Consider the following 11887-nt stretch of genomic DNA (forward strand, 5'->3'; position numbering starts at 1 on the left):
CCGCCGCACCGCCGGCCGGCGGGCGCGCTTGAGGCGCGGCGGGCAGCGCGGCGACCGGGCCCGGCTCGGGCGCCGGCCTGGACAGCCAGACGCCGGCCAGAAACGCCAGCAGCAGCAGACCCAGCCCACCTCCGACGAGCACACCCTTGTTCATCAGTTGCCTTTGGCCCGCGAAGGAAAGGCGCCCAGCACGCGCAGGCGCTCCAGCGGGACGGCAACCTCCATGTCTTCGCCACCGGCGGAGAACGTGACCGTCTCCATGCGGATGGACTTGACCACGAGGCCGCCCGCCACCTGGTCACCCACGCCCACCAGATAGCCGTCGACCACGGCCTTGCCTTCGCTGCCGGCGCGCAGCACCACGCTGACCCGCGGCAGGGCCACGGCCGAGCGCGCGACCCGCTCGGGCCGTGGGCTCCCCTTCACCGCCTTCGTGGCCACCACCTCCGGCGGCAGGGCGAAGATGCTGCCGTAATCGGCCTGGGCCTGCACGCCCTGGTCCACCGGCACGGCCGGGGCCCGGCCGACCTGGGCCAGCCCGTGCGGACGGCCGACGGCCGCGCCGCGCAGCACCACCAGGGCGTCCTTCACCTCGTCCTGCTCGCGCATCTGCTGCGCGCTCAAGGGGCTGAGCGTGACCTGCAGCGGCGGCATCGGCCGGGCATTGACGCCGATCTGCTGGGCAATGCCCGCCATCGCCAGTACCAGCAGCGCCGTGGCGGCGGTGGTGAGAGTCAGGGCTACGTATTTCATGGGCTGTGTCGCTGGATGCTGTTCTCGGAAAAAGCCACCGGACCGGGGACCCGCCAAGCGACGGGCCACCCGCTCACGGGCCGGGGGCGCCTTGGGCGCTCAGACGCTCTTGCCCGGCGCGGCCGGTTTCAACAGGTAGGCGAACGCCCCGGGCGAACCGTCGTTGGGAGACACCGACTCGGCCTGCCAGCCCTGGGCCAGCAGCTCGGCCAGAAAGCGGCGCAACTCCTGGTTGGCCTGGCCGTCCACCACGCCGTCCACACGGAAGCGGGGCTTGGCCTGGCTGTCGGTCTTGACCAGTTGCACACGCTGCACCCGCACGCCGGGGCGCGCCGCCTGGCGCACCGTGGCCAGCATCCGGATGGGGTCGTGGACCGCGGCGAAGCCGAGCTGGCGCACGAAGGTGGCCGCCTCGGGATCGAGGGCCGCGGCGTTGGCCTGGCCGACCTGGCTCACGCGCTGGCGCAACTGTTCGGTTTCGCTCTGCAGCGCCTGCAGGGCGGTCCGCTCCTGCGCGATCAGGTGGTTGGAGAAAAAGGCGAAAGCGCCCAGCCCCACCGTCATCACCGCGATCAACGCGGCCAGCGGCACCACATAGCTTTCGCTGAGCCAGGCCATGCGGCCCAGCCAGGGCGCCTGGATCGCCTGGGCATCCATGGCGTCGAGCAGCTGCGGCAGCGCGCTGGCGCAGGCCGCGTCGCCGATGCGGAACGACCCGTGCGGCATCAGGCGCACGTCGTTCAGACCGGCTTCGGCCAGCTTGCCGAGCAGGCCGCGCTCCACGTCCAGATCGTCGGCCAGCACGCCGCCCCAGCGCACGCCCTTGGGCGCGCCGGTCCAGCCGCCGGCCTTGAGCTGCATCACCACGGTGCGCAAGGGAGCGTGCAGGTCGGCGGGGTCGCTGCCGATGGCGGTCGCGCCGGCGTAGTGCATCTTGCCGCCCGCCGCGCTGAAGGCATGCAGCTGCGAGCCGATGCGCAACACCTGCAACTGGTCGTCCGCGGCCTTGCCCAGGAACAGGCCCGCCAGTGGCACGATCAGGCAATGGTCGGGCTGGTGCCGCGACCAGGTCTGGAACTGCTGCCACACGTCCAGCGGAATGGCGGTGTAGAGCACCGTGCTGCTGTCGTTGTGGCGGATCTGCCGGTGCACGAACACCTGCAGCGGGCCGTCCACCGCGCCCTCGGCGCGCACCGCTTTTTCGATGATGGCCGCGGCGTACTCGGCCTTGCCCTTGCAGGACTGCACGCCGACCTGCGACTGGGCGAACTCCACCACCACGAGCGCGGAGCCCTTGACGTCGGCCCAGGGTTGCAGTTCCCGGCAGCGCCCCTCGGCGAGCTGGAACCAGCCCTGCGCGCAGACAAGAATGATCTGGTCAGGTTTCATGGGGCACCCAAGGGAAAGTAGACCACCCCGGAGAGCTCCAGGCTGAAGCCCCGGTCATCGGGCTGCGCCGGCGTGAACAGGCCCGCCGTGGGGCTGACCACCGCCACGTCGAAACGGTCGGCGGCGAACCACTGGAGGGCGCCGCCACCGAGCTGCTGGCTCAGCAGGCGCTCGGCCTCCAGGCGCGACACCGCCGAAGGCGCGCGCTGGACACGGCGGCTGCTCCAGCGGGCCGGGTCGATGCCCTCGCGCTCGGCCAGCGCGCGGATCTCGGCGTCCTGGCGCGCGTAGCGCTCGCGCTGCTCCACCACGGGCATCAGGCCACGCAGCTGGGCCAGCTCGGCGCGGGTGGCGGCCACCTGTGCGCGGGCCTGGTTCAGCTGCGAGACCTGGCTCATGCCCAGCCAGGCCGCCACCGCCAGGGCGACGGTCACGGCAGCGAGGACGACCAGACGTCCATGGCGGGACATGGCCATTTACTGATCCATCATCCAGTGGGCGGTCAGCAGCGTGACGCGGTCTTCGTCGTACTGCCGGCCGGTGGCGGTCGCGGCGCCCGGGTTGTCCGGCCCCACCGCGACGGGGTCGTTGCCGGTCTGGTTGTTGCCGCCGATGCCGCTGGCGATGGTGTTGTTGGCTTCCCAGGACGTGCCCGGGGCATTGGCGTCGGTGGTCTGGGTGTGGGCCGCACGGTCCTGGATGCGGAAGCGGCCTTCACGCGAGTCGGGCTTGCCGTCGACCAGCTGGTCCATGTAGCGGGCCAGGTCGGGCGTGAGCCCGCGCACCACCATGACGTTGCCGGCACCGCTGGCGGTGCCCGCCGGGTTCCACTGGAAGCACACCTGCACCTCGGCGGAGTTGCCATTGGTGTCCTGGTAGACGTAGCGGTCTTCGTGCCCTTCACCGCGGCCCGGCGGCAGACGCACGCCGTGGCGGGTCATGAGCGTTCGCAGCGTCTGCACCGCCAGCGCGGTATCGCCCGCGCCAGCCTGGTTGTTGGCGTAGCCCTGGCCCTCGCAGACCTTGGCGCCGGTGCCGCCGAAGTTCTCGGGAATGCCGGCCACGGCCTGGCCGCCGGTGCGCTGGCAGGCGCCCGTGCCACCGATGGTGGTCTCCGAACCGTTGATCATGTAGGTGGGTGCCTGCTGGCAGTCACCGACCACGGTCCCGGTGCGCTGGTAGTACTGGTCGTACGCCATCTTCCACTGCTCCAGGAATTTGTTGGAGACCTTGGTGTATTCGGCGTTGCGCTGCACGTCCTTGCCGATGGCGATGGCGCCGATGATCAGGCCGATCACCGCCAGCACAAGGGTCAACTCGATCAGCGTGAAGCCCGACTGGGCGCCACGGCGGGCTTTGGAAGAAGGGGTCATGGCGTGGTTCCCGAAGAGTGAGGAGTGAGGGCTGGGGGTCACTGGTTCATCTTGTAGACAGCGACCACGGTCACCACCTGACTCTCGTCGCGCTGGAGGTTGTCGCCCGCGGCACCGGCGCCGCTGGCCACCGTGTCGTCGTTGGTGCGGTTCCACTGCACGCCGGGCGCGTTGGGTGTGCCGTTGGCCACCGCCTGCAGGCGGAAACGGCCTTCCTGGGCATCGGGCTTGCCGTCCACCATCTGGTCGAGCATGCGCGCCAGCTCGGGCGTGAGGCCCGAGACGATCATCACGTTGCCCGCGCCCTCGGGGGCGCTGGGGTTGTTCCACTGGAAACAGACCTGCACCTCCTGCGGGTTGCCGTTGCTGTCGAGGTAGACGTAGCGGTCTTCAAAACCCTCGGCCCGGCCGGGCGGCATGCGGATGCCGGCCTGCGTCATCTGTGTGCGCAGGGTGATGGCCGCGGCGGCGGCGCGCGCGGTCATGGCCGCGTTCTCGGCCTTGTCGCAGACCCGGGGCGGGGCCACGACGGCGGTCATGTTGCCCCCCGAGATCGGGAGCACGCCGCCGGCCACATAGGCCGCGCCGTTGACCATCAGGCGCGGTGCCACCTGGTTGTCGCCCACGACCACGCCGGTGCGCTGGTAATACTGGTTGTAGGACTGCTCCCACTGGTCGATGAACTTGTTCTTGACCTTGGTGAACTCCGCATTGCGCTGGACATCCTTGCCAATGGCCATGGCGCCGATGATCAGGCCGATGACGGCCAGCACCACCGACAGCTCCACCAAGGTGAAACCGCCTTGACGTTGCTTTATAGCAACACCACCAAATCGCTCAAATTCACGCTTCATTAAGACTCTCCAGTGATATTTTTGTAACCACGGTGAGTCTATGGACTGCATTTTTTCTGAATCTGTCACAACCTGTCACAAGTCGACAGAAACCTTGATAAAAGGCCTTGCGCCTCGGCCAAAGCTGTTCTAGGCGTGATTTATTGCACGCATCACGGCAGCGCGGGGCGTGCCGTTCGGGCGACCCGTCCGGCGGTCCGGCGCCAGCGGTGGCGGGCCGCGCCTATTCGATCCGCAGCGGGCAGCCCAGCCGGTAGCCCCGGCCCCGCACGACGTTGAGCGCGTCCGCGGGAAAGCCCATGCCATCGAGCTTTCGGCGCAAGCGACGGACCAGGGAGAACAGGGCGTTGTTGAAGTCGACCTCGCCCTCTTCCTGCCCGGACCACAGCAGACGCCTCAGGGTTTCGCTTTCCACCACGCTGCCGTGCGACAGCGCCAGCGCGTGCAGCAGCATGCCTTCGCGGGCGGTGAGCTGGCAGGCTTCGCCACTGGGGCACACCAGTTGGGCCTTGGCGACCTGCAGCACCGGCACGGACTCGGCGGTCTCGGGCCCCACGGCGGCGGGCTGGCCGCGTTTCACCAGGGCCGTGAGCGCCAGCTCCACCTCTTCCATTTCAGCGGGCTTGAGCAGGTACACGTCGGCCCCGCAGCGCCAGCCGGCCAGGCGATCGGCCGGCGAAGTGCGCCCGGACAACATGGCGATGCCCAGCCCCGGGTGCGCCGCCTTGACCCAGCGCGCCACCTCGATACCGCTTTCCTGGGGCAACCCCACGTCGAGCAGCAGCACGTCGGGCACGCGCTCGGCCAGCGCCTGGCGCACGCCCTGGCCATCGCTCACGGCGCGCACCCGCCAGACGCCGCTGTCGATGAGGTAGTCCACCAGGGCCTCGCGCAAATTGGTGAAGTCTTCGCAGACCAGCACATCCCACATCCGTCACACCTTGTCCCCGCCGGGCGGCGGAAAAGTCGAACCCCGGTCGCCGACCGCCAGGATGGGCAGCACCAGCGTGAACGTCACCTCGCTGCCCTGCACATGGCAGCTCACGTCGCCCCCAAGCATCTGCGCCAGGCCCCGGACCCAGTACAGCCCCAACCCCGAGCCGGAGTACTGGTGGGCATTGGGGCCCCGGTAGTACTTCTCGAACAGCCGCTGCGGGTCGGGCATGCCCACCGCGCCCACCTGGTTGCGCACCGCCAGGGCGCACTGCGAGTTCCAGTCCCCGCTCATGGGACGCACCGCCAGGTCCAGCACCACCATCGAACCGGGCACGGAGTACTTGATCGCGTTGTCCACCAGGTTGCGGATCATCATCAGCACCCGCTCCAGCCCCCCGGCCACCACCCAGCGCTCGCCCTGCTCGAAGGACGCCAGTTGCAGGGTGTCGACGGACGCATGCCGCACGTGCTCGGCCAACAGGCGGTGGAGCAACGCGGCCATCCCGCAGGTCCCCAGCGCCGCCTTGGCCGAGAGCCCCTCGTCGGCGTTCATGCGGTGCTCCAGTTCGCTCGTGGCCTGCACCTGCTGCAACACCTCGCGCATCTGCTGCACCGACGCCTCGATGCGCTGCAGATCGCGCGCCGCCGAGCCGCGCGTGGCGTGGCCGATCTGGGGCAGTTTGCGCTCCAGCGCCGCGCGGGCCAGCGCCACGACGGACAAGGGAGAGCGGATCTCGTGCAGCAGCATGCTCAGAAAGCGCCCGTCTTCCTCGCGCTGCCGGCGCTCGATGTGCATCTGCTGCTGCATCAGCGCGAACTCGCGCTGGTCCAGCTGTTGCTGGCGGCTCAGCAGGAAGTTGCGGCGCAGCAGCACCAGGTGGAGGATCACGGCGGTCAGCAGGTTGATGAAGACGCCCGGGTAGAGCTGCATGAAGCTGGAACTCAGCCAGCCCAGGTGGGTGGCGTACAGCAGCCCCAGAAACACCAGGGTGATCACCATGTTGACCCGCAGGAGGTTGAGCAGGAACACGTCGTGGTACCTCAGCGCCAGCACCATGCTCACGCCCAGCACGATGGCCACCGGCAGGATGACATTGCTCAGCTGCAGGGCCAGATCGACCCGACCCAGCACGATCAGCACCAGCTGCACCGGAAACACCAGCAGCATGGGCGACCACAGGCGCACCAGCCAATCGGGCGCCCCGTACTGCCGGTACAGCAGCCGGTACAGCAGCGCGCCGCAGAAAAAATGCAGGAAACCACTGAGCACCGACGCCTGGTCGGCGACCTGGGGGTGGCCAGAAAACAGGAACTGGTTGCCCAGCCCGAAATAGAAAAACAGGGTGGCCAGCGTGGCCAGCTGAAACAGGGCATTGGCGGCCCAGAAGCGGTCGCGGTACAGCACCGAAGACAGCGCCGAGGCCAGGGCCAGGATCAGCACCGTGCCGCAGTACAGGCCCACGCCCGCGAGCGTGAAGGCGTTCTCCCGGTCCGCCGCCTGCGGGCTGAGCAGGCGCACGCGGATGTTGTGCGCGTTGCGGGTAGCCACCCGCACGAACGCCCGCTGCCCCTGGTCCAGCCGCATCTCGGCGGTGAACGCCAGGTCTTTGCGCACGCGCTGGTCAAAGGCGACCCGATCGCCTTGCTGGTGGACCTGCCAGCCCGACGCCGTGCCAGGGTCCGGGACGTAGATGCGCACGTCGTCCAGGTAGCTGGGCTGCACCACCACCACGGCGGCGTTCCCCGGCGTCGCCGCCGAGGCCTGCACCTGAAACCAGCGCGCCGCGCCGGAGTAACCGAGCGCCACCACCGGGGGCACCGGTTCGAACGCGGTGGGCGGCAGCGCCGAGACCGCCTCGATGTCCATCAGCCCCTGCGGGTCGGTGGCCAGCGCCACCACCGCCGAGCCCGGGTCGCCCTCGATCAGGCTGGTCAGCCCGATGTAGGCCCACACCGTGCACAAGGCCACCAGCACACTCACCAGATGGCCATGGGCACCGGAGAAGGACACCCGCTCCAGCAGCGACGCGCCGGCCTGGCGCCACCACCCGCCGCTGGGCTTGGGCGTGGCGTCGGCGTTCAGCATCCGCGGGGCACAGCGGCTGAGCCAGGTGTCACGGCAACCCGGGCGCGGCCCATGTCAGGCGACGCCCGCGGTGATCTGACGCAGCGCCTGCTCGAACACCTCGGCCGGCTGGCCACCCGAGATCAGGTGCCGGTCGTTGACGATGACCGCGGGCACCGAGTGGATGCCCTGGCTGTTGTAGAACTGTTCGCGCTCGCGCACGTCCTGCGCGAAGGCATCGCTGGCCAGCACCTCGCGGGCGCGGGCTTCGTCCAGATCCACTTCGACCACCGCGGCCAGCAGCACGGCGTGATCGGCCGGGCTCTCGGCGCGGCCGTGGTAGGCGCTCAGCAGCGCTTTTTTCAGCGCGTGCTGCTGGCCGGGCGCGCCCTCCTGGTCGGCCCAGGCGAGCAGGCGGTGCGCGTCAAAGGTGTTCCAGATGCGGCCCCGGCCTTCGGCCTTGAAGGCAAAGCTGGCCTCGGCCCCGCGCTGGCGGATGGTGGCGCGGATCTGCGCCTGCTGCTCGGCCGTGCTGCCGTATTTCTGGGTCAGGTGTTCGGTCACGTCTTGGCCTTCGGGGCCCATCTGCGGGTTGAGCTCGAAGGGCTGGAAGTGCATCTCGGCGGTGACGTCGCCCTGCACGGCGGCCAGGGCCTGCTCCAGAGCGGCGAGGCCGATGGCGCACCAGGGGCAGGAGACGTCGGACACAAAGTCGATCTTGAGGTTCGTGGTCATGGGTTTGCTTTCGCCCTGCGGGCTGCGGTGCGGGCTTGCTGGGGAACGGCCCGGCGCTGCGTTCATGCGGCGATGGTAGCGACAGCCGCCCGCGCCTGCAGTCTCCGGCCCGACCCGCCCCGGTGCCGCACATGGGCTTGCGCGACAATCTCGCCTCCCACCCACCGCGCCCCCGAGCACCATGACCGACCGTTACGCCGTCATCGGCCACCCCATTTCGCACAGCAAGTCGCCCCTGATCCACGGCCTGTTCGCCCGGGCGACCGGCCAGGACATCGAATACACCGCCATCGAAGCCCCGCTCGACGGCTTCCAGGCCACGGTGGAGGCCTTTCGCGCCAGCGGCGGGCGCGGCCTGAACGTGACCCTGCCCTTCAAGCTGCAGGCCTTCGAGATCGCTACCGACCCGATGGAGTCGGCCCGCCTGGCCGGCGCGGTCAACGCGCTCAAGTTCGAGGGCGAGCGCATTTTTGCGCAGAACTTCGACGGCCTGGGCCTGGTGAACGACATCCAGCACAACCTGGGCGTGTCGCTCGCGGGCAAGCGCGTGCTGATCTGCGGCGCGGGCGGCGCCACGCGCGGCGCCATCCTGCCCATCGCCGCGCAGAAGCCCTCCCTCATCGCCATCGCCAACCGCAGCGCCGACAAGGCCCACGGTCTGAAGGCCGACTTCGCCACCCACGCCGCGCTGCAGACCGGCGGCTACGAAGAGCTGGCCGGCGAATCGTTTGACGTGGTGCTCAACGCCACCTCCACCGGCCTGTCACAGGCCGAGCTGCCGCTGCCCGCGGGCGTGTTCGCGCCCGGCGCGCTGGCCTACGAACTGGTCTACGGCAAAGGCCTCACGCCCTTCCTGCGCCAGGCCCAGGCCGCGGGCGTTGCGCAGGTCGCCGACGGCGTGGGCATGCTGGTCGAGCAGGCGGCCGAAGCCTTCGAGTGGTGGCGCGGCGTGCGCCCCGCCACCCGGCCGGTGATCGACCAGCTCACCGTGCCGCTGGTATGAGCCCCCACGCTCCGCCGCTGCGCGGGTCGCTGCCCCCCGTGGGGGCTGCCCCGCCTTGGGGCGGCCCGGCGGCGGGTCATCTGTGCCCCCACGCTCCGCCGCTGCGCGGGTCGCTGCCCCCCGTGGGGGTTGCCCCGCCTTGGGGCGGCCCGGCGGCGGGTCATCTGTGCCCCCACGCTCCGCCGCTGCGCGGGTCACTGCCCCCCGTGGGGGCTGCCCCGCCTTGGGGCGGCCCGGCGGCGGGTCGTCTGAGCCCGCTTTGACTTCTTCCCGCTGGGCGCAAGCCCTGCCCCTGCTTGCCGTGCTTGGCTCGGTCGTCGCGCTGGGCATCGGCACCTCGTTCGCCAAGCAGCTGTTTCCGCAGGTCGGCTCGCTGGGCACCACGGCCCTGCGCGTGGGCTTTTCCGCGCTGTTGCTGCTGCTGATCTGGCGGCCCTGGCGCTGGCCACTGTCGAAGGCCGACGCCAAGAGCCTGCTGCGCTACGGCGTGGCGCTGGGCTGCATGAACCTGATGTTCTACCAGTCGCTGCAGAGCATTCCGTTCGGTGTCGCCGTGGCCATCGAGTTCAGCGGCCCGCTGGCCGTGGCCTTCTTCACCTCGCGCCAGCGCATCGACACCCTCTGGATCGCGCTGGCCGCGGCCGGCCTGGGCCTGCTGCTGCCGCTGGGGCACGACGTCACCTCGCTGGACCCGGTGGGTGTGGGCTTTGCGCTGGGCGCCGCCGTCTGCTGGGCGACCTACATCCTGTTCGGCAAGAAAGTCGGCCACCTGCACGCCGGCCACTCGGTCGCCCTGGGCCTGACCATGGCGGCCATCACCGTCGTGCCCTTCGGCATCTGGCACGCGGGCAGCGCGCTGCTGCAACCCCATGTCCTGCTCTATGGCCTGGGCGTGGCGGCCGTGTCCAGCGCCATCCCGATCTCGCTGGAAATGGTCGCGCTCAAGCGCCTGACCCCCGCCGCCTTCGGCGTGATGACCAGCATGGAGCCCGCCGTGGCCGCCCTGCTGGGCCTGCTGGTGCTGGGCGAACAGCTCACTGGCCTGCAATGGCTGGCGGTCATGCTGGTGATGGGCGCGGCGGCGGGCAGCGCGGCGACCGCCAAACCCGACGCGCACCGCGGCCCGGCGGACGAGATCGTGCAGTGAGGAAGAGCACAACTGGACGGGGCAGGTGCGACCCGCAGGGATTCCATTCATAGCACCAAGTGCTATACAATCCTCCACTCAGGAGGATGGGCATGAACGTCTACAAAACGCGGTGGTTCGACCGCTGGGCGCGCAAAGAAGGATTGGCCTCGTCCAGCCTCTGCGCCGCGGTGCACGAAATGATGCAAGGCCTTGTGGATGCCGACCTCGGTGGTGGCCTGGTCAAAAAGCGGATTGGACGGCCTGGACAGGGCAAGAGCGGCGGCTATCGAACGCTGGTCGCCACCAACAAGGGGGACCGTTGGATGTTTGTGTTTGGCTTTCCGAAAAACGAGCGAAGCAACATCGACAAGGACGAATCCGAGGCTTTGAAAAAGTTGGCAACGCATCTGCTGTCACTGACGACGCAGGCGCTCGACACGGCACAACGTGCCGGTGAACTGATAAAGGTGGAATGCCATGCGAAAAACGAAATCCCCCATCCTTGAAGCCGTGCATGACACGGCCAAGGGGCTGCACAAGGCGGGTGTGATGAATCAAGTCACGCTGCGCGAATTCGATCAGCTGTGCCTGCCGCCCATCGAACCCCTGCAGCCCGAGCAGATCAAGCAGATCCGCGAAACCACGCGGGTTAGTCAGGCCGTCTTTGCGCGACTGTTGAACACCAGCCTCTCGACGGTACAGAAGTGGGAGATTGGTCAGAAGAAGCCCACGGGCACCGCCCTCAAGCTGCTGCACCTGGTGCAAAAGCGCGGCCTCGAGGTCGTCGCCTAGACACACCGCGGCGACGGCTGACGCGCCCGGTGCCGCAATACCGGGCGCATGCGCCCCAAAGACACCCTAGGGTTCACCCTGATTCATCTAGTCCTATAGAGGACTAAAGTTCAGGACATGAACCCACCGCTTCGCCTCGTGCCCACCGAACCCGGCCTCAGCCGTTACGCGTCGCTCGCCCAGGCCCTGCGGGCCCGCGTGGTGGCGGGGGAATGGCCACCGGGCTCGGCCCTGCCGGCCGAGAGCCAGTTGGCCAGCGAGCACAGCGTGGCCCTGGGCACCATGCGCCGCGCCCTGGAGCTGCTGGTGGAGCAGGGCTTCATCGAGCGCATCCACGGCAAGGGCACTTTCGTCCGCCAGGGGCTGGCGGGCGCGTCCATGCTGCGTTTCTTCCGCTTCGACGGTGGCACGGGCGAGGTGCCGGTTTCGCGCATCCTGCAGCGCAGCCGTGTGCGTGCGCCGGCCGCGGTGTCGCGGGCACTGGGCATCGGCGCCGGGGAGCCGGTTCTTCGCCTGCACCGCCTGCGCCTCATGGGCGGCCAGCCCCGCCTGTTTGAAGAACTCTGGCTTCCGCTGGACCTGTTTGAGCCGCTGGCCGAGGACGACCTCGCCACTTGGGACGACCTGCTCTACCCCATGTTCGCGCGCCGGGTGCAGGTCCACGTGCACCGTGCGCGGGACGACATCGGCTTCGCCCAGCTCAGTGCCACGCAGGCCCGCCACCTGGACCTGCCCGCCGGCCACCCCTGCGCGCAGGTGCAGCGCTCGGCCTACGACCTCACCGGGCGCTGCGTCGAGCTGCGCATCACGCGCGGCGACGCCCATGCCTTTCATTACACCGTCACCATCACCTGAAGG

General features: G+C 69.4%; 13 protein-coding genes. 5 read left to right on the forward strand and 8 right to left on the reverse strand.

What is annotated here, in order from left to right:
- Positions 1–153 precede the first annotated feature (153 nt).
- From AC07YZ_RS21900 to AC07YZ_RS21935, 8 genes are all read right to left on the reverse strand, one after another.
- On the reverse strand, positions 154–753 hold the full coding sequence (locus tag AC07YZ_RS21900; protein ID WP_494796333.1) for a hypothetical protein: 600 nt from the start codon (positions 751–753) through the stop codon (positions 154–156).
- A gap of 99 nt (positions 754–852) precedes the next feature.
- Positions 853–2142, reverse strand: coding sequence for a hypothetical protein (locus AC07YZ_RS21905; RefSeq protein WP_494796334.1), 1290 nt, complete (start codon positions 2140–2142; stop codon positions 853–855).
- The gene (locus AC07YZ_RS21910) at positions 2139–2618 is read right to left on the reverse strand and encodes a hypothetical protein (RefSeq protein ID WP_494796335.1); all 480 of its coding nucleotides are present in this window, start codon (positions 2616–2618) and stop codon (positions 2139–2141) included. The genes AC07YZ_RS21905 and AC07YZ_RS21910 overlap by 4 nt, the downstream gene beginning before the upstream one ends.
- The gene (locus AC07YZ_RS21915; protein ID WP_226492407.1) at positions 2619–3515 is read right to left on the reverse strand and encodes a type II secretion system protein; all 897 of its coding nucleotides are present in this window, start codon (positions 3513–3515) and stop codon (positions 2619–2621) included.
- A 38-nt stretch (positions 3516–3553) separates the two neighbouring features.
- Complete coding sequence (locus tag AC07YZ_RS21920; RefSeq protein ID WP_494796336.1) at positions 3554–4369, reverse strand: type II secretion system protein; 816 nt, start codon at positions 4367–4369, stop codon at positions 3554–3556.
- A 223-nt stretch (positions 4370–4592) separates the two neighbouring features.
- The gene (locus tag AC07YZ_RS21925; RefSeq protein ID WP_494796337.1) at positions 4593–5300 is read right to left on the reverse strand and encodes a response regulator transcription factor; all 708 of its coding nucleotides are present in this window, start codon (positions 5298–5300) and stop codon (positions 4593–4595) included.
- 3 nt (positions 5301–5303) lie between these two features.
- Positions 5304–7391, reverse strand: coding sequence for a sensor histidine kinase (locus AC07YZ_RS21930; RefSeq protein ID WP_494796338.1), 2088 nt, complete (start codon positions 7389–7391; stop codon positions 5304–5306).
- A 54-nt stretch (positions 7392–7445) separates the two neighbouring features.
- Positions 7446–8105, reverse strand: a complete 660-nt coding sequence (locus tag AC07YZ_RS21935; protein WP_494796339.1) for a DsbA family oxidoreductase — start codon at positions 8103–8105, stop codon at positions 7446–7448.
- 181 nt (positions 8106–8286) lie between these two features.
- On the opposite strand from AC07YZ_RS21935, the gene aroE reads away from it, so the two are divergent.
- The 5 genes from aroE (at position 8287) to AC07YZ_RS21960 (ending at position 11884) form a co-directional block, all read left to right on the forward strand.
- Complete coding sequence (gene aroE / locus AC07YZ_RS21940; protein WP_494796340.1) at positions 8287–9108, forward strand: shikimate dehydrogenase; 822 nt, start codon at positions 8287–8289, stop codon at positions 9106–9108.
- 259 nt (positions 9109–9367) lie between these two features.
- Entirely contained in the window at positions 9368–10255 is an 888-nt protein-coding gene (locus AC07YZ_RS21945; protein ID WP_494796341.1) for an EamA family transporter, read from the forward strand.
- 92 nt (positions 10256–10347) lie between these two features.
- On the forward strand, positions 10348–10743 hold the full coding sequence (locus AC07YZ_RS21950; RefSeq protein ID WP_494796342.1) for a type II toxin-antitoxin system RelE/ParE family toxin: 396 nt from the start codon (positions 10348–10350) through the stop codon (positions 10741–10743).
- On the forward strand, positions 10715–11029 hold the full coding sequence (locus AC07YZ_RS21955; RefSeq protein WP_494796343.1) for a helix-turn-helix domain-containing protein: 315 nt from the start codon (positions 10715–10717) through the stop codon (positions 11027–11029). Before AC07YZ_RS21950 ends, AC07YZ_RS21955 begins: the two co-directional genes overlap by 29 nt.
- A gap of 117 nt (positions 11030–11146) precedes the next feature.
- Complete coding sequence (locus AC07YZ_RS21960; RefSeq protein ID WP_494796344.1) at positions 11147–11884, forward strand: GntR family transcriptional regulator; 738 nt, start codon at positions 11147–11149, stop codon at positions 11882–11884.
- Positions 11885–11887: the final 3 nt, after the last annotated feature.

This window comes from Hydrogenophaga sp. GW101-3F08, assembly GCF_059424585.1.